We start from the raw sequence: 17,159 nt of genomic DNA, 5'->3' as shown, positions 1-17,159 counted from the left end.
ATGTATAACTGTACCCCACTTTATGCAGTCATGCAACAGCAAGGAGGAAGAAGCGATGGACGTCAATGTCAACGCACAGGTCCGTGACCCGCGGGAGCATATTAACGAGGAGCCCCGCAATGATCTTGGTGATCTGCTGGTCGGTTTCTTCGGAATGACCGGCTTCATGACCGTGGTATTCTTCGGAATGGTGATCATCAAGTTTTTGTCCGAGTAGTCAGGTTAGAAGGAAGGCTGGAAGTCCGGCAGTTTCGCTCTGTTCCGAGCGGGATGCCGGACTTTTTTTGCGTTCCAGGAAGAAGCGCCCGAAATAACATAAATTCACAATTTTATAAAAAGAAAACACATTTTTGTTTCCAAGGAGCCATGGTACTCTTTATGCGAAAGCGCTTTTATATAATCCATTAAGGAGGCAAGAAGGATGAAAAAGCTTTTCGGTATGGCTGTAGCAGGCGTATTGGCATCTACGCTCTATTCCCCGTTATCGTTTGCCGACAACCCTGTGGTACAGACCATCTATACGGCGGACCCGGCTCCGCTGGTATACAACGACACAGTATACCTGTACACCGGACATGACGAAGACAACTCGACCTACTATACGATGAATGATTGGAGGGTCTATTCTTCCAAGGACATGGCGAACTGGACAGATCACGGGTCGCCGTTATCCTACAAGGCTTTCAGCTGGGCAAGCGGAGAAGCATGGGCAAGCCAGGTGATAGAGCGCAACGGTAAATTTTATTTCTATGTGACGGTTAAAAGCACTTCGCTCGGGCGCCCCGCCATCGGAGTCGCCGTTGCAAACAATCCCACCGGCCCGTTCGCCGACGCCATCGGCAAACCGCTGGTCTCCAGCAGCTGGGGCGACATTGACCCGTCGGTCTATATAGACAGTGACGGCCAGGCCTATCTCTATTGGGGGAATCCGGCACTGAAATATGTGAAGCTCAACCCGGATATGATCTCTTATAACCAGAGCACCGGTATTGTCCAGGTGCCTATGACCACGGCAGGCTTCGGTGTACGTAGCGGCAATGCTGACAGACCGACTCTGTATGAAGAAGGCCCGTGGTTCTACAAACGCGGCAGCTTATACTATATGGTCTATGGAGCAAGCGGGATTCCTGAGAACATCGCCTACTCCACCAGCTCTTCTCCTACAGGCCCGTGGACGTACAGAGGAATCATAATGCCTACACAGGGCGGAAGCTTCACGAATCATCCCGGCATCATAGATTTCAAAGGCCGCTCCTATTTCTTTTATCATAATGGCGCGCTGCCTGGAGGAGGGGGCTTCACCCGGTCGGTCGCTGTCGAACAATTCAACTACAACGCCGACGGCAGCTTCCCGGCCATCAACATGACAACCGCCGGGCCGCAGGCCCTAGCGAATCTTAATCCCTATGTCAGAACACAGGCCGAGACGGGCGCGTGGGCATCCGGGGTAGAGACCGAGACCACCTCTGACACGGACGGCGGGATGAATGTAGGCTTCATAGATCACGGGGATTTCATCAAAATTAAAAATGTGAACTTCGGCGCTGGAGCCGCAGCCTTCGAGGCGAGAGTGGCTTCGGCAGGCAGCGGCGGTACTATCGAGCTGCGGCTGGACAGCCCCACAGGAACGCTGATCGGCACCTGCGCGGTCCAGAATACCGGAGGCTGGCAGAGCTGGAAGACCACAACCTGCGCAGTGAGCGGCGCAACCGGGACTCACGACCTCTACCTGAAATTCACAGGCGGCAGTGGGTACCTGTTCAATATCAATTGGTGGAAATTCAGCGCCAGCTGAAATAGAAACGGAGTAGGATCAATGTGAGCACTTGTGTGGACGCTCCGCGAACGGCCCGTTGTTCCAATCGCTGTGGTCTCCAGATTTTATTTATATTCCTAAGTGGTAAAAATCCGGAGACCAAGGCGACCGCTGCCGCTTTTCCACAATCAGTCCGTCCGCTCCGCTGTTTAAATGGAAAAAGTTTCTTCAAACCTTTCTAAAATCACCTTATTCATCGTGATGCTGCCGTTAAACGGCTGGGTGACATCATTTTACGCTGCCTATCCCTGCGGTGGCTGCGACAGCCAAAAACAAAAAAACAGCGATTCTCCAATAACAGGAGTCGCTGTTTATTTAATGTTTGAAGCTTTTGAGAAATTTCTACTAACCTCTGGCTCTGCCCCGCTGATTCTCCCCATGCAGGGGAATAACCTCCACAAACGGGGCGATCCGGTCCATTAGCCGCTGGCCTTTATAAGCTTCTTCGCCATCCTTGCTGGTGATGCTGAGATGCTTCTCCAGACCATCCAGCGGATAATTCGAGGTGTAGAAGGTGGGTTTGCGGTTCATCCGGTAGTTCAGGATCGCTCCCAGCACATGGTCACGGGCCCAGGGATTCAGGTTCTCCGCTCCGATGTCGTCAAATATGAGCAGATCGCAGTTCTTCATCGTATCGACCATTTCCTTGAGCTTCTGGTTATCCATCATGATCAGCTTCAATTCCTCAATGAAATCGGGCATATACACGATCACACCGCTATAGCCTGAGATCGCAAGCTCATGGAGCAGGTAGCACATCAGGAAGGTTTTGCCCGTCCCGAAGCTGCCCTGCAGATAGATCCCGCGTGAAGTCAGACCCTCCGCCCGCACTGCTGCAATATAGTCAAATATCTTATTCACGGCTGAGGCCCGCCGGGGGTCCTTGCCCATTATATCCATCTCATCATATCCGCCGTTCAGCACCCGCTCGTCCACATAGAAGCTGCGAATCCGCTTGCGGATATTATCCTGGTTATCCTGTGCGATCTTAAGCTTGCACGGGGTTTTGCGTTCATATAGATCCGTTACACCGTTCACCGTCTCCACCGTAAGCTTGCTGTAGTGTCCCTGGAAGTCATTAGGACAATTCGCAAGGCCAGGACAGTTCTTACAGTGCCGGTCCTCCTCGACATACTGGTACAGACGGCTTAAGTGCAGCCGCAGCCGGGACTCGTCCAGCTCGGGATGCTCAGCCTGGAGCTCCTTGACCAGGGGATGATTCAGCAGGGTCTGCTCCAGGTCACGGGAGCGCTGGCGCAGAGCAGGGTTGTTCATCGAACGCAGCACTTCGCCCATGGACTCCATCGCTGCACCTCACTTTCTTCAGGGCGTTCTCAGAACGCCTTTTTTCTTACTGGCCTTAATCTCGGCCGCTTTCTTCATCATCGCCGCGAATTCCTCTTCCGATACCGTTCCGGCACTGCCGTCATCAAGCACAATCGGGATCTCCTGTTTGCCGGAACGCCCGCCGTTCTTCGAATACGAACGCTGGCGGGTTCCCGGGGCGCCTGTGCCGGACGAGGCGGAAGCCGCCCCCTTGCCCTTCACTTTGGACTGGTCGCGGATATAACGTACGGCCTTCTCGTAAGTATTCACCTGCTTCACCAGCATATTGGAGGCAATCGCCTCCACGAAGTTGCGGTTCATCCGCTGATCGCCGCCCGAAGCCACCATCGTCATCAGGTAATGGATCAGCACATTGATCACTTCACCGTTCAGCTTATAATTCAGATCAATCTTCTCGAAGATATCCATTAGCTGGCCCGGAACCGCCCCGGGGAAGAAAGTCTGCAGCAGGCGTGTATAAGGCTCGTTGCGCAGCATCATATTATATTGGTGAATGTCACATTTGGACAGAAATTGCGGAGGCACTTCTACATAAAATTCCATTTCGACCGATTGTTCCACCGGCGCGCCGGAAGGATCACTCTCGTCAACGGCAGAACGCAGCGATACCACCTTGGCCGCGGCGATCTCTCTTTTCTCCTGGCGCTTCAGATCCTGGCGGAAATGCTGGCTCGCCTTGTATTGCAGCGTATCCAGAATCACCTCTCCGTCCGGCGTGAAGACATCGTCCTCATCCAGCAGACGGCAGACATCCTGCGGGCCAAGCTCGTATTTGTGGGCCACATAATTAATCACGCCCATCTGATTATGGTCAAACCGCAGCTTCTCCACATGGGCACGGTTAACCGATTCGCGCGGAAAGCGCAGAATAATGTCGCTGTAGGCTATATCCGGCTCACCCGCCAGCGTTATGCCAGGCTGACGCACGGAGGCCACCTCGGCCAGTGCCTGCTCCAGCTCATAATCAATCACATGGGTATTCAGCTCAAAAATATCGTAGAACGGCAGTGATATATTCTCTTTACCGACTGAGCGCCGGCTCCATTCCTCCGGTTCCCGGTTCCAGAACTGCTCGCGCAGCGACAATACGGCAAATTTGCCGATCTTATCCCGGAGCAGCAGCGTCAAATGCTGGGTTGCAAAAAAATCAGCCGGTGACAACGGCGGCATTAGTTCATACTCATACATATAATCATCGTTCTCCGCGGCATAAATCCGGGAGGTCTGCAGCAGTCCCACCGCTTCCAGCCGGGAAGCCTGGTCTACCAGGTATTTCCGGCCCTTCTCGTTGGGTTCAACGCCCAGGGTCATGAAGAGCCTGCGCTGCTGCTCCACACCGGAATACCCGATCGACTCCGCCGGAATATGCTCGAACAGCAATCTGTACAAGCTGATGGCGAACGCGCCTACCATCGGCTGATAGACTGAACCAAGCATACGTCCGTCCAGATGACTTAGACCGAATTCGCGGGAAACGCAGTACCGATGATGTTCGGTGAAATGATGCAGGTTGCTCATACGCATCTGCGGATACCTCCCCCTCTTCTATACGAATTCATATAGATTTCTATTCTATCACAAAACACCCGGCCGGAAATGTAAAAAAAGACCCAAAAAAACGGCTTCTCCCCGAAATTGCAGGAAATCAGCCGTTTCTTGTCTGTCCGTCCGCGGGACGGGCCTTAGAACATTTTGTATCCGCCGAGCCGCAGCTTCTGAATGGTCCAGCCGCTCAGTACCGCCCCGGCAAGGCCGGCGATACCGGTAAGATAATCAACGATATGGAAGGTGGAGAGATGCTCCCCTAGCGACATAGCGCTCCGGTCCCAGATGGAATAGACCACCACGGGAAGAATAACAATAACGAACAGGTAGGCGGGAAACCAGGTGGTCTTCATTAGCATATTAAGAATGAAGCCAATGCCGAACATCATCACAAAGAATAAAACGGCCAGAACAAACACCGGAATAAATCCCATCGTACCGCCATCCCCTCTCTCTATAAAGAACCGCACACCAAACCTTATATAATAGTAAGTTTACTAGAAAAAATGTAGCGAAGCAATGAACATTATCGTGCAGAAGGCCGCAATGAGCGTGAATCGGGGCATCAGCGTTTGCTCTTGCCCGTTCGCATGCGCTACAATGCAAATAGCAATGGGTAACGAAAAATATGTTTATACATATTAAACGTATGCTTACGGAGCAGATTTTACGCGCAGGAATTCTGACGGAGCTTAAGCTTCGTACAACTTTTAAGGAGTGAACACTATGAACGAAGCCGCTTTGACCCTGGAAGGCTGGTACGCCCTGCATGACTTCCGCTCACTGGACTGGACAACCTGGACAGCAGCCGATGACGAAGAACGGGCAGTTGCCCTGGAAGAGCTGCATGCCTTCATGCAGGAATGGGGACCCGTGGAGGAAGCCAAGGAAGGCAGCTCTGCTGTATATTCCATCGTTGGCCAGAAGGCTGATTTCGTGATGATGTTTCTGCGGGAGAGTCTGGAAGCACTGAATGCACTGGAGACCGCTTTTAACAAAATTGCCTTTGCCCAATATACGACCAAAGCCTATTCCTATGTAAGTATTGTCGAACTCAGCAACTATGCTGCAGGAGGAAGTGCGGGAGACGGCAGCGATCCGATGCTGAATCCGCATGTGGCCGCCCGGCTGAAGCCTATTCTGCCGCAAGCGAAGCATATCTGCTTCTATCCGATGAATAAGAAACGTGAGCTTGCCGACAACTGGTATATGCTCGATATGGACAAACGCCGTGAATTAATGCATTCGCATGGCCTGATCGGCCGCGGCTACGCCGGCAAGGTGAAGCAGATCATCACCGGCTCCGTGGGATTCGATGACTGGGAATGGGGCGTGACACTGTTCGCTGAAGACGCGCTGCAATTCAAGAAGCTCGTCTACGAGATGCGCTTCGATGAAGTGAGTGCCCGCTACGGCGAGTTCGGACCCTTCTATGTCGGCAATCTGCTGACCGAGGAATCGTTCGAAGAGCTGCTGAAGCTGTAAAAAAATAGACCGCTCCCTCAGCAGAGGTGTGCGGTCTATTTCTTGACTACTTTTCCGAAAGCCGCCGCCCTTAAAAGCGGCTATTGCATAAGGGAGCCGTGTTGCAAGCACGGCTCTCTTTGCATTGTACGTCTTAACTAACTCCACTTAGACCGAAGGCTCTTTATCGTCCTCTTCGGCATCTTCTTCCTCGTCCCCATCCCGCAGGCTCTCCAGATATTCAGCCGTCGCCCGGTCACGGGCGCGGCCCTTATCCTTCAGGCGCTCTATGGCCGGGAGGATCAGCAGGTCAATCTCCTTCTGAATAGGGTAGGCCAGATCATACCGAGTCTGATCCTCAAGATAAGAACCCACCTCAATCAGAGCGTTATAGCGGTCCAGCTCCTCACGCGTCAATAGTCCGCGAACTTGTACGCTGCAGTGGCGCATCTTAGAGGAATCTTCCTTTTTTGAGTACCAGCGGGATGCCGCCGATGATTAGCAGATAGCGCATATCCACTACCTTCTTCAATTGCGCTGCGGTCCAGCCCTTATAGGTCTTGTCGCCTACTACAGCAATCCCCTGGCCCTTGCCCAGCGAAGCTACGGTCCCCTTGTTGCTGAAGGCGAACTTCTTCGGCTGCTGGCTGCGGATGGCCGCTACGAGATTATGCGCACAGCATTCTCCCTGCTGCATTGCAATCTGTGCGGTCGGCGGGTAAGGACGTCCTTCCGGATTAATCATGAGCGAGCCATCGCCAATGATGAAGATGTTCTCATGTCCCGGAGCGCGCAGATATTCATCCACCTTCACCCGTCCGCGCATAGCCTCGAATCCGGCAGCTTCGATCAGACGGTTGCCGCGGATGCCGCCGGTCCATACGATAGTGGAGGCCTTGATCTCTTCACCTGTCGCAAGAATTACTCCGCCGGGCAGACATTCCTTGATCGCTACGCCCATCTTGAAGGTGACACCCTTCTTGGTAAGCACCGTCATCGCATGCTCCACAAGCTCCGGCGCGAAGCCAGGCAGCGCCGTAGGCGCAGCTTCTATATTGTAGATATTAACCATGCTTGGATCGACATCGAATTCCTTGCACAGCGCAGGAATCCGGTCAGCCAGCTCCGCTACAAACTCAATACCGCTGAAGCCCGCGCCGCCAATCACAAAGTTGATATGCTCCTGTGCATTATTCTCATTCTTGTATTTGGCGAACTGATACTGGATATGCTCACGGATCAGCCGCACAGAGTTGATACTGCGGATGGTGAGCGCATATTTGTCTAGTCCCGGAATCCCGAATGTTTCAGGCTCGCCGCCAAGTGCAATCACGAGATAATCATACGACAGCGTTCCATCTTCCAGAATAACCTTTTTCTGCTGGGTACGGATTTCCTGTACCGAAGATTTGACCAGATCAATCTTGAACTCATCGATTAATTTGGAGATCGACACGCGCGTATGCTCGATGCTGTCCGTGCCCGCTGCAGGCATATGCAGATGGGTCGTGAAATAGTGATACTCATGGCGGTTTACCAGGGTCACATCCGCTTCATTATAGTTCAAAGCTTTCTGCAGCCGCTGGGCGGTCAAGATCCCTCCATATCCCGCGCCTAGAATAACGATTTTGGGAATACTGCTCATGTTCCGGCTCCTTCCAACAGGTAAATCTGTCTATGTGTTATTTTTTGGTAAAAAATCAGGTTTCTTTTGTGAATTTATACACTTAAATTCAGAAGAATTTCCAATAAAACTTAAAGGATTTCTAAAATAACCATATCCATTGTAAACCTTAGTATCGTTTTAATCAAATATAATCATACAAGAAAATGTCACACTTTTTCAGTGAAATCAAAGCCTTTGCAGGCAGGTGCGACTATGTTTATAATGAGTAGGTACGCAAGTATGGCATTTTGAAACTATCAACTCGGAGGTGCAGTATTTCATGACATTAGAGCAAACCGTTCCTATGAGCGATATGCTGATTATAGGCGGGGGACCAGCCGGTATGTTTGCCGCTTTTTACGGCGGTATGCGCCAGGCTTCGGTAACCCTTATTGAAAGTATGCCCCAGCTCGGAGGGCAGCTTGCTGCGCTGTATCCCGAGAAATATATTTATGATGTAGCCGGCTTCCCTAAGGTGACTGCACAAGAGCTGGTCGATAACCTTACCCGTCAGATGGAGCTGTTCCAGTCTGATATCCGTCTGGAGGAGAAGGTGGTATCTGTTGTGAAACAGGAGGAACGCCATTTCATCGTCACCACCGATAAAGCGGAATATCATACCAAAGCTATCATCATCACCGCAGGCGTAGGCGCATTTGAACCGCGGCGTCTGGAAGTCCCTGATGCACAGCGCTTCGAGAAAGCCAACCTGCATTATTTCGTCAGCGATCTGAATGCTTATAAAGATAAGAAGGTGCTGATCAGCGGCGGCGGCGATTCTGCTGTGGACTGGGCGCTTATGCTGGAGCCCATCGCCGAGCAGGTAACACTGATTCACAGACGGGATAAATTCCGCGCGCATGAGCATAGTGTAGAGAATCTGATGAACTCCAAGGTGAACGTTATTACGCCTTCCGAGATCACCGGGCTGCACGGCGAAGAATTCATTACCAAGGTGACCTTGTCCCATATCAAGACCAAAGAAACCCAGGAGATCGAAGTGGACAGCGTCATTGTCAATTTCGGCTTCGTGTCCTCCCTGGGGCCGATTGCCCAGTGGGGAATCGAGATCGAAGGCAACTCCATTGTGGTGGACTCCCGCATGGAGACCAGCATCCCGGGCATCTTCGCTGCCGGCGATATCACCACCTATCCGGGCAAGCTGAAGCTGATTGCTGTCGGCTTCGGAGAAGCCCCTACTGCCATCAATAACGCCAAGGTGTATATTGATCCGGAAGCGAAGCTGTCTCCCGGACACAGCAGCAATCTTAAGCTCTAGAATCTATCGCTGATTGATAATAAAAGGGTATCCTTTCAGGTTGATTCCACCTCAACTTGAAAAGATACCCTATTTGTTGGTGCTTGCGGTTTAATTAATTCCAATGCTGCAGAGATATGCTCTGATCTTTAATGAAGAACCGCATGGACTGGAGAGTGTAAGTTCCGTTTGCGAATTTCAGCGAGAAGCAGGGCGATGAAATCATGCTCTAAATGCAGCTCTATAGCTCTGTGATAGGAGTCCAGCAGCATCTCATCCGACAATTCAACCATAACGTTCACCTACCTTTCCTTTATTTGGATCTGAATCTATCATAGCAAACTATCATTTTTCGAACAAGCGTTCTCATTATCCACAAGCTGCTGTGGAGATCCTGTGCATAATATGTTAGTAAGGGTTATAAAGTCAGGAAGTGCACAGTGGACTATGGGGATAACAGTTATACACAGGACAGAAACCTGACATCGACACCAAAAAAATTTTTAGAATGTTCATAATTGGCTGGGATATTTCATGTTGATATTACCTCGGAAAACGCACAACTAAACGCAATATTAGCCTATTAATATATTTATCGTCAAATATAAAAATTTTATTAATCATTTGGGTCTTGTATTTACTTCCAAAATCCAGATTTTCCCCCGTTGATCTACGGCATAATCAAAGCCCAGTTCACCGATCCCCGGGAAGTGCCGCTCCAGCAGCTCCGTACAGATCAGAGTCAGCCTGCGCATTTCTGCCTTCTTGGAAGAAGTACCCACACGCGGCAGTGATCTTCTCAGCCCCTGGCGGCAGCTCAGCATCGTCCCCCCTTTACAGAGATTCGTCACGAACAGCCCCGGCCGGGCTACTCTCCCTACCATAGAGCGGAACTCCCAGTGATCGCCGTTCTTCACTACCTTGACCCGGTAATCTATCGGGCGTCCGGAGATCCGCGCCAGGGAAATTCCCTGCTGGATTAAATACTTCCGCTTCACCTTGAATCTGTCCAGCGCCTGCCGCATGGAATTGAAATCACCATATACACGCGTATTATGCATATACGTGAAGCCATAACCTCTATGATCACGGAACACCTTGATGACTCCATAGCCTCCACCGCCGACAACCGGCTTAATGACAACATTGCCGTAACTCCCAAGCATTGCGGACAATCCGGCAGCACTATACTCCCGCGTTCTCGGAATGTAACCGGCAACCCGTGAATCGCTAAGCAGCGCCGCCGTCTTCAGCAGCTTGCTTGCCAGTTCTCTCCCCGCCATTGTTTGCCCTCTCCTTTCGCATTCCCAGCCTACCCTATAGCTTACTCACCAAAGGCCTTGCCCTCCTGTATGATTGTCCGTGGTAAAGCAGGCCACAGCAAAAAAGGGCATATGGCTGCGGGGCCTTATGTCCCTGATACATTTGACCAGAAGCAGCGGCCACAACCGCTACGGATACAATAGACTGGAAAATCATTAAAATTCATTGTATTATTGCCTGAAGGGAGGGTTTCCTAATGGCAGAGTTTTTTGAAATCCTATATTGGTTTGCGATGATTGGCATGTCTGTGGTACTGGCAGGAACGACGATACTCGTCTGTGCGCTCGGCTTCAAATTCATCAAAGACCGCCGCAGAGTGCTCGGCGCCGGCTGCATCGCCTTTTCCCTGGGGGCTGCCGCCCTGATCCTGTTCATGGTTAATCTCAAGTTTATAATTCCCGCCTGAGGTACACTCCCGGCAGCCCTGGCATAACAGCTCCGCAGGACTAACCGTCCTTGTCATGGCTGCCTTGGAGTGCATTCCCGCTAATAGATTTGCTTACATACTGTATTCTATGAAACTGCGAAGAGTTGGCCTGTGTATATGGACAGCTTCATTCGCTGAACAGGTTCCGGCCCATTCCTCACTTTTTCTCTCCTTTCCCCTCCTTCAGGACACTCCAATCTTTGAAATTTCCGTTCATACAACAACTTTTTCACTTAATATCCGTAATATGTATGTACAATAATTTGGAAGTCCCAATATATTGAAAAAGGAGATTCTATTGTGTCGAAACCTGTATACGGAAAACAAGCGGCTTCTGTCAAAGCTACGGAGAAGCTTTCAGGGGCAGCTTGGGCGCTTTGCGCTGCGTTCCTCCTGTTCCTCGGCTGGTCCGCTTTTCAGGTCGGATTATTCAACGGAATGAGAGCCGAATTCGAGAAGCCTATTTATGTAGCGGCATTGCTGAGCGGGCTGCTCCTTCTGGCCTGTGCGATCCTGTATTTCAAAGCCTTCAAGCTGGAGGGACAGCGTGATCTGCTCACCGTAGCCGCCCTTCTGCTTCCCCTGACCTACGCTCTGTCGCTGCTGGGTGCTGCTTCACATTATATGGCGATGAATATGCTGTTCACCCAATTTACCTATGCCGCTATTTTCATTACCAGTATGTATCTGCTCCGGCAGAAGCGGTTGAATTACACCATCCAGTTAGGTGTACTCACCATCGCTTACCTGATCGTAGGCTTCGGTCTATTGAACTGGCTCGGGAGCTGGAAGCTTGCCGGCAGTCTGGTGGGCTGGTTCTCAGCCACTGTGGTGGGAGACAGATACGGAGACGCAGTAATGACCGACTCGAACGGGCTTCGCCTGACTTCCATTTTCCAGTATGCCAATACATACGCGGCGTTCCTGATGGCTTTTCTGTTCGTGGCCGTATTCGCGCTGATCCGCTCCAGGAAGTGGGCCGGACAGCTGACGCACGGCTTCATGCTGGTGCCCATCATCGTCTCGCTGCTGCTCACCTTATCCCGCGGCGGACTGGTCCTGCTGCCGGTGGTATTCATTCTCCTGCTGCTCTTCCTGAAGCCGGTGCAGCAGATTCTCTGGACCCTGCATCTCGCTATTGCCGGAGTATTATCCCTGCTGATTACGAATCCGGTCACCAGCCTGGGGCTGGAGCTGAACTTGGCATTCACCTCTTCGGCAGCCCTGAAGGGCTGGGGCTACCTGCTGGGGGCATCGGCCTGTGCAGGCGTGCTCTCCCTCGTTGTCCAGCGTTACTTGGCGCCTTGGCTAAGCCGTAAGCTGGGCAGCACAGAATCACGCCGCTGGAGCGGAGTGTGGCTCCCGCTGGTGTCTGTGGCTGGCGTCGCGGCGATCGCCTTCTTATTCATCGGCACCAGTGCGCGCAATGTGCTGCCGGCGAATATCGGGACACGGCTGGAGAATATCAACTTCAGGCAGCACAGTGTGCTGGAACGTTTTACCTTTTACAAAGATGCTATGAAAGTAGTCAAGGATTATCCGGTATTCGGAACGGGAGGCGGGGGCTGGGCATCGCTCTATGAGCATTATCAGAACAACCCTTACCTGAGCCGCCAGGTCCATAACTTTTTCCTGCAATATCTGATCGAAGTGGGAATCTTCGGGTTCCTTGTGTTCATGGGCTTTATCCTGTTTATTTTCAGCAAATATATCAAAGGGTACGTGAAGCGGGAGAACGACGACTACAATAACGGGTTCTTCTACCTCATTATTGCCTTGTCTATTCTCGTTCACAGCCTGCTGGACTTCAACCTCAGTTATGCGTTCATGGGTATGATGGTATTCCTGTCGCTGGGGGGCATGGCTGTTGCCATGGAGAGCAAGCCGCTCCGGCTTCAGTGGAACAAGCTCTGGGTTAGAGCGGGTTATTTCGGACTGCTGGGAATCGGCACCGGATATCTGCTGTTCCTGTCTCTCGGGTACATCAGTTCAAGCTCTGAAGCTTATGCAGCCAAGAAGCTGCTCAAAGTGAGCCAGTCCTATGAGGAGATCAAGGCTCCTTTGATAAAAGCACTCAAAACCCGTCCGAATCACCCGGAATCCGCCACTTATCTGTCTCTGCTGGATCAGAAGGTGTTCACGCAGAACCATAACGAACAGTTCCTGGACGAAGCCCATACGGTAGTCACCCGCGCACTTGAGGATGAGCCCTATAACAAAGAGCTGCTGACCCAGCTCGCAGGCTATTATGACCTGAAGGGCCAGAGTGATGAGGCCTACCATGTCTATCTGGACAACGCAGACAAGTTCATGTGGGATATTAACTGGTACGACCAATTAATCAGCCGTGCTTCCCTCCTTGGGTTACAGGCTTACGCCAAGCATGATGAAGCAGGGCAACAGAAGTATTTCGATTCGGCACTGGTAGTCTATAAGCATGTAACGGATGGTATAGCGCATCTGAAGAGTCTTCCTCCCGAGCAGCTTCAGGGCCGCGAATTCTTCGTGATCTCAACGATGGCCCTGAATGCAGGCCGGGTCCAGCACATGTCAGGAGATGAGGAAGCTGCACTGGCAACGGTCAAGCAGGGCTTCATCAACGGGTATGAGGACCTGACGGACGCCGGAAGCCTATGGACTACAGAATGGTACAGCGGCGTCATCAGCCGGTCACAGGAGCTGGGAGCCGCAGCTTTGAAGCGGGCGCAGGAGGCCTATTCCCTGGGGAATAATGATCTGGGGGACCAGGAGACACTGGGTAAGAGCCGGTATTTCAAAACCGGGCTGGACGCGTATGCCCACGCGGCTGCAGACCGGGATGCCCAGCAGCAGGGAGCCAAGGTGACGGCAGATATGCTGCTGAACACCGGCAAGATCCAGTATATATCGCAGGACATGCAAGCCGCCGGGGCCACACTGAAGCAAGCCCTCAGTGACGATTATAACAACCCGGTCAACCGCGAGACTGCCCGCTGGTATCTGGCTGTTCAGCAGCGAACGCAGAGCGCCCAGGACCAGGCAGTCTATCAGAAGCTGATTGCTGCGGATCCGGAAGAAGCGGCGAAGATTAATGAAATAGCGGGTATGCCGCTTTAGCCGCACATATCATAGATGGCACTTGTAAATTTTTCGATTTGGGAATAGCCGTGACTCCAGAGAATGTTTGGCCCTCCGGCCGCTGTTGCCCCCAGATTTCTTATATTTGAACCGCTATGAGCGGTGGAAATCCGGTGGCAAAGGCGGACGCTAACGCTCCTACAGTTCCAAAATTCTCCTCGCCACTTTTCCCTATCTTTATATTTTCAAGTTTACTATGGACTGGTGAACAGCAAAAGGGCTGTCCCTAAAGTAGATATTCTACTGACAAGTCAGATAAAAAAGCAGCGATTCCCGTTATAGGAATCGCTGCTTTTTTTTGTGTGTGTTTATTGAACAAGGGTTTTCGTATCCCGCTTAAAAAGGGAGAGGACGGAACGAATGTGGAAAAGCGGCAGCGTTCGCCTTGGTCTCCGGATTTTCTCCGCGACCCAAACATCGGTCCGTTCACGCAGCGTCCACCCAAGTGCTCACGTTGATCCTGCTCAAAAACAAAGTGCTGCCCAAGTAGCCATATCATTTTGGGACAGCCCATTTTTCCGGTATGCTGAAGCCGCTGTCAGCGGTGCAGTGCCTGATACTCCTCCTTCAGAATGGAATATTGATAAGAGTCCATCCATTTTCCTTTATGATACATATGGCCTCTAAGATGCCCTTCATAGATCATTCCAAGCTTTTGCATCACTCTGGCCGAACCGATATTCTCCGGGCGGCAGGTTGCGTAGATCCGGTGAAGCCCAAGCTCTTGGAAGCCCCATTCCAGCAGCGCCGCGGAAGCCTCACTGGCATAGCCTTGTCCCCAATAGGACGGGTTAAAGCAATAGCCAATCTCCCCCTGTCCTGCTCCGCTGATGTGTAAACCGCAGCCGCCCGCCAGCTTATTGGACTCCTTGAGAACCACCGCATATTCGAATCCTTGACGCGGCTCCTCCTGCTGTAAATCCAGCATATGGCGGATATATTCGCGGGTATCCTCCAGTGAATTGGGTCCCCAGATCATATACTTAGCTACAGCAGGGTCGGATGCATATTCATGCACCTGCCGGACATCCTCAGGCACGAATTCCCGGATCAACAGGCGTTTGGTCTCCAGTTGCATGGCTCAATCACATCCTTACATTTATATATTGAACAACCCTCTGCCAATCACATTAGCCGTAACCGGCGTTTTCCCGATCTCCCGTGACCATACAGACAACTGGCCGATATGATGTATCTCATGGGCAATCAGATGACGCATAACTTCGCCATAACTGTGGGGTTCACGTTCCCCCTCATCCGTAACATCAATCATAATGCGGTCTTCCAGACTGTCATTCCAGCCATATTCAACTGCTACAATGTGATACAGCGTTGGAAGGATGTAACCTATGCCACCCGTGCGTAATTTCATCAGTTCTTCCCCGTCCACCGTCCGGCACCAGTCGAACCAGTCCTTGCGCACCTGCCAGTTATACTCAAATAGCTTTTGCATCACACTGCCTCCTTTTAAGGTAATGGCTGCTATTTCCCTGCTATCCATGATTCGCGATATTTACCTGTACTCCTGCCTGTGAAGTTCAACTTCCTTCCCATAGACCGAACAGACCTGCCACCGCACACTGCGGCAACAGGCCTGTTCATTACTCTGACCACGCATCTATTCAAACACATATTCCCCTTCACCCACACGCAGGGTCTGTCCCTTAAGCTGGGGCGAATCGGTCCGCAGCACGACCTGGGTGAACTGGTTCTCCGTGCCCTGCACGAAGTTGAAGGTCTGGTGGTCTCCCGCCTTAAGACTGTAGCTGTCGTCCACAGGTCCTGTAACGGGCAGGCCGAACAGCTCACTCCAATGCCTGGCGGCAGCGGCAGGATCGGAGACATGGAACACCGCGCTCACGATATCAACAGTCCCCGCAGGATGGGGCTGGTTGATTCCGGCTGCATTCAGACTGTCCAGCCGCTCCTCATCGGTCTCGCTCCACTGAATAATGAACGGATAGACCAGTCCCTGGAAGTCACCGTCAATCGTCATCATCCGCCACTCGATTAATCTGCCTTTGTTATCGAGACGTTTACCGTCTATGATGGGAGATAATAACAAACCTGCTCTTGTCAGACTATCCTCAACGGCTTCGATGTCATCTGTCCGCAGGACCACTCTGCTTAACACCTCATGCTCCGGCAGGACGGTAACGGCATCCCGTACGACGACATTATGTTCGGTCGCCCGCGCAAGCTCCAGGTTCTCGATGCCGAGGAACTCCAGATAGGTTAGCCCAAAGTAACTTAAGGCGTTATAGGTCCCCCAAGCCTTATGCGATCCGCCCCGGAAGGCCGCCAACCCATGCTCAGAGAATAGCTGCACCGGCTGATCCAGATCGTTCACATAGTGCACCAGGTGATCCCATTTCAGCACTGCCATTAGTTCTTCACTCCCAGCTCCGTAGTCCGCTTCACCGCTGCCAGCACACTACGCTGGAGACCCGCCGCGAAATCACTGTTGTTCAGCTCGTATAAGCCGTGCATACCGACTCCACCAGGCGAATTGTTGATATCCAGCAGCTGTCTTGGATGCAGTCCGGTCTGCTGGAGCATCGCCACCGCTCCCAGCATATTCTCCAGCGCTACCTTCCAGGCCTGTTCCCGCGGCAGTCCGGCAAGGACTCCGGCATCCGTGAACGACTCAATGAAATAATAGATATAATTCGGTCCGGCTACACCGAAGCCGGTGAAGATATCAATATAGCTCTCCTCCAGATATTGCACCTTGCCGAAGCCGAGCAGGAAGCCCTCCACCTGCTCGCGGGAGGCCGCTGCACCCAGAGCGACACCGCTATATCCATAGCCTGTATCGGTTAATGTATTCGGAATCACGCGGACAATCGGACGCTCCGCTCCGAAATAATCTCCGAGCTGGGCAATCGTTACTCCTGCCACAATGGATATAATGGCGGCGGGAGGTGAAGCGGATTGCCGGACCCGGGCTCCAAGCGCGCTCAGATCATCCTGCGGACGAACCGCAATGACAATCAGATCAGCGGCCTGGAGGCCTTGCTCCTGTGTACTCTCCGTGTCTACACTATATTTGGCCTGTAACAGCTGAAGCCGTCCTTCGTTAATATCCGATACACTGATTTGACTGGCAGACAGTGTTCCGCCTGCGAGGCAGGCCCGGATGATCGCTTCAGCCATTTGCCCGCCGCCTATGAAATGAATCTTGCTCTGTATCACT

At 52.0% G+C, this 17,159-nt stretch carries 17 protein-coding genes; 6 read left to right on the top strand and 11 right to left on the bottom strand.

All coding sequences use genetic code 11. The features are described from left to right. The first annotated feature begins 55 nt into the window (after positions 1–55). Both HQN87_RS10275 and HQN87_RS10270 read left to right on the top strand, forming a co-directional pair. Positions 56–217 carry a YqzM family protein gene (locus HQN87_RS10275; protein ID WP_173131770.1) on the top strand — a complete coding sequence of 54 codons (162 nt, stop codon included), beginning with the start codon at positions 56–58 and terminating at the stop codon, positions 215–217. Positions 218–421: 204 nt separating this feature from the next. Further along, a complete protein-coding gene (locus HQN87_RS10270; RefSeq protein WP_173131767.1) occupies positions 422–1,795 on the top strand; it encodes a glycoside hydrolase family 43 protein in 1,374 nt (457 codons plus the stop codon). Positions 1,796–2,161: 366 nt separating this feature from the next. Here the strand turns inward: HQN87_RS10270 and dnaI are convergent, their stop codons facing one another. From dnaI to HQN87_RS10255, 3 genes are all read right to left on the bottom strand, one after another. Continuing rightward, entirely contained in the window at positions 2,162–3,121 is a 960-nt protein-coding gene (gene dnaI, locus HQN87_RS10265; RefSeq protein ID WP_173131764.1) for a primosomal protein DnaI, read from the bottom strand. An 18-nt stretch (positions 3,122–3,139) separates the two neighbouring features. Continuing rightward, positions 3,140–4,687 (bottom strand): replication initiation and membrane attachment family protein, encoded by a 1,548-nt coding sequence (locus tag HQN87_RS10260; protein WP_173131761.1) that lies wholly within the window; start codon positions 4,685–4,687, stop codon positions 3,140–3,142. Between the two features lie 158 nt (positions 4,688–4,845). After that, positions 4,846–5,142 carry a YuiB family protein gene (locus HQN87_RS10255; protein ID WP_173131758.1) on the bottom strand — a complete coding sequence of 99 codons (297 nt, stop codon included), beginning with the start codon at positions 5,140–5,142 and terminating at the stop codon, positions 4,846–4,848. 292 nt (positions 5,143–5,434) lie between these two features. Between HQN87_RS10255 and hemQ the strand changes: the two genes are divergently transcribed. Then, entirely contained in the window at positions 5,435–6,193 is a 759-nt protein-coding gene (gene hemQ, locus HQN87_RS10250; protein ID WP_173131756.1) for a hydrogen peroxide-dependent heme synthase, read from the top strand. 147 nt (positions 6,194–6,340) lie between these two features. Here hemQ and HQN87_RS10245 read toward each other — a convergent pair whose 3' ends face one another. Then, positions 6,341–6,622: a hypothetical protein gene (locus HQN87_RS10245; protein WP_173131753.1), complete on the bottom strand. Its 282-nt coding sequence runs from the start codon at positions 6,620–6,622 to the stop codon at positions 6,341–6,343. A 1-nt stretch (position 6,623) separates the two neighbouring features. Continuing rightward, positions 6,624–7,817, bottom strand: a complete 1,194-nt coding sequence (locus HQN87_RS10240) for an NAD(P)/FAD-dependent oxidoreductase (RefSeq protein ID WP_173131751.1) — start codon at positions 7,815–7,817, stop codon at positions 6,624–6,626. 301 nt (positions 7,818–8,118) lie between these two features. On the opposite strand from HQN87_RS10240, the gene HQN87_RS10235 reads away from it, so the two are divergent. After that, a complete protein-coding gene (locus HQN87_RS10235; protein ID WP_211721027.1) occupies positions 8,119–9,117 on the top strand; it encodes an NAD(P)/FAD-dependent oxidoreductase in 999 nt (332 codons plus the stop codon). Positions 9,118–9,245: 128 nt separating this feature from the next. Here HQN87_RS10235 and HQN87_RS10230 read toward each other — a convergent pair whose 3' ends face one another. Together HQN87_RS10230 and HQN87_RS10225 are read right to left on the bottom strand one after the other, a co-directional pair. Next, entirely contained in the window at positions 9,246–9,389 is a 144-nt protein-coding gene (locus HQN87_RS10230; protein ID WP_173131749.1) for a sporulation histidine kinase inhibitor Sda, read from the bottom strand. A gap of 327 nt (positions 9,390–9,716) precedes the next feature. Next, entirely contained in the window at positions 9,717–10,379 is a 663-nt protein-coding gene (locus HQN87_RS10225; protein WP_173131747.1) for a YheC/YheD family protein, read from the bottom strand. Positions 10,380–10,615: 236 nt separating this feature from the next. On the opposite strand from HQN87_RS10225, the gene HQN87_RS10220 reads away from it, so the two are divergent. Both HQN87_RS10220 and HQN87_RS10215 read left to right on the top strand, forming a co-directional pair. Beyond that, positions 10,616–10,825, top strand: coding sequence for a hypothetical protein (locus HQN87_RS10220; protein ID WP_173131745.1), 210 nt, complete (start codon positions 10,616–10,618; stop codon positions 10,823–10,825). A 321-nt stretch (positions 10,826–11,146) separates the two neighbouring features. Next, the gene (locus HQN87_RS10215) at positions 11,147–13,942 is read left to right on the top strand and encodes an O-antigen ligase family protein (RefSeq protein ID WP_173131743.1); all 2,796 of its coding nucleotides are present in this window, start codon (positions 11,147–11,149) and stop codon (positions 13,940–13,942) included. 559 nt (positions 13,943–14,501) lie between these two features. Here HQN87_RS10215 and HQN87_RS10210 read toward each other — a convergent pair. The 4 genes from HQN87_RS10210 to proC form a co-directional block, all read right to left on the bottom strand. Beyond that, entirely contained in the window at positions 14,502–15,041 is a 540-nt protein-coding gene (locus HQN87_RS10210; protein ID WP_173131741.1) for a GNAT family N-acetyltransferase, read from the bottom strand. A 21-nt stretch (positions 15,042–15,062) separates the two neighbouring features. Next, entirely contained in the window at positions 15,063–15,416 is a 354-nt protein-coding gene (locus tag HQN87_RS10205) for a DinB family protein (protein ID WP_173131738.1), read from the bottom strand. 165 nt (positions 15,417–15,581) lie between these two features. Continuing rightward, entirely contained in the window at positions 15,582–16,349 is a 768-nt protein-coding gene (locus tag HQN87_RS10200; RefSeq protein WP_173131735.1) for a VOC family protein, read from the bottom strand. After that, positions 16,349–17,158 carry a pyrroline-5-carboxylate reductase gene (gene proC, locus HQN87_RS10195; RefSeq protein ID WP_367272695.1) on the bottom strand — a complete coding sequence of 270 codons (810 nt, stop codon included), beginning with the start codon at positions 17,156–17,158 and terminating at the stop codon, positions 16,349–16,351. The genes HQN87_RS10200 and proC overlap by 1 nt, the downstream gene beginning before the upstream one ends. Between the last annotated feature and the right edge of the window lies 1 nt (position 17,159).

Source organism: Paenibacillus tritici (assembly GCF_013204885.1).
GTDB classification, from domain to species: domain Bacteria; phylum Bacillota; class Bacilli; order Paenibacillales; family Paenibacillaceae; genus Paenibacillus_AQ; species Paenibacillus_AQ tritici.
This window is presented reverse-complemented; position numbering and strand designations above follow the sequence as displayed.

Bases quoted from the DNA above. Each gene is read 5' to 3' on its own strand.
- HQN87_RS10210 (WP_173131741.1), bottom strand. From the start codon at position 15,041: ATGCAACTGGAGACCAAACGCCTGTTGATCCGGGAATTCGTGCCTGAG.
- HQN87_RS10270 (WP_173131767.1), top strand. From the start codon at position 422: ATGAAAAAGCTTTTCGGTATGGCTGTAGCAGGCGTATTGGCATCTACG.
- HQN87_RS10200 (WP_173131735.1), bottom strand. From the start codon at position 16,349: ATGGCAGTGCTGAAATGGGATCACCTGGTGCACTATGTGAACGATCTG.
- dnaI (WP_173131764.1), bottom strand. From the start codon at position 3,121: ATGGAGTCCATGGGCGAAGTGCTGCGTTCGATGAACAACCCTGCTCTG.
- HQN87_RS10225 (WP_173131747.1), bottom strand. From the start codon at position 10,379: ATGGCGGGGAGAGAACTGGCAAGCAAGCTGCTGAAGACGGCGGCGCTG.
- HQN87_RS10230 (WP_173131749.1), bottom strand. From the start codon at position 9,389: ATGGTTGAATTGTCGGATGAGATGCTGCTGGACTCCTATCACAGAGCT.
- HQN87_RS10260 (WP_173131761.1), bottom strand. From the start codon at position 4,687: ATGCGTATGAGCAACCTGCATCATTTCACCGAACATCATCGGTACTGC.
- HQN87_RS10245 (WP_173131753.1), bottom strand. From the start codon at position 6,622: ATGCGCCACTGCAGCGTACAAGTTCGCGGACTATTGACGCGTGAGGAG.
- HQN87_RS10220 (WP_173131745.1), top strand. From the start codon at position 10,616: ATGGCAGAGTTTTTTGAAATCCTATATTGGTTTGCGATGATTGGCATG.
- HQN87_RS10240 (WP_173131751.1), bottom strand. From the start codon at position 7,817: ATGAGCAGTATTCCCAAAATCGTTATTCTAGGCGCGGGATATGGAGGG.
- HQN87_RS10235 (WP_211721027.1), top strand. From the start codon at position 8,119: ATGACATTAGAGCAAACCGTTCCTATGAGCGATATGCTGATTATAGGC.
- HQN87_RS10255 (WP_173131758.1), bottom strand. From the start codon at position 5,142: ATGGGATTTATTCCGGTGTTTGTTCTGGCCGTTTTATTCTTTGTGATG.
- hemQ (WP_173131756.1), top strand. From the start codon at position 5,435: ATGAACGAAGCCGCTTTGACCCTGGAAGGCTGGTACGCCCTGCATGAC.
- HQN87_RS10275 (WP_173131770.1), top strand. From the start codon at position 56: ATGGACGTCAATGTCAACGCACAGGTCCGTGACCCGCGGGAGCATATT.
- HQN87_RS10205 (WP_173131738.1), bottom strand. From the start codon at position 15,416: ATGCAAAAGCTATTTGAGTATAACTGGCAGGTGCGCAAGGACTGGTTC.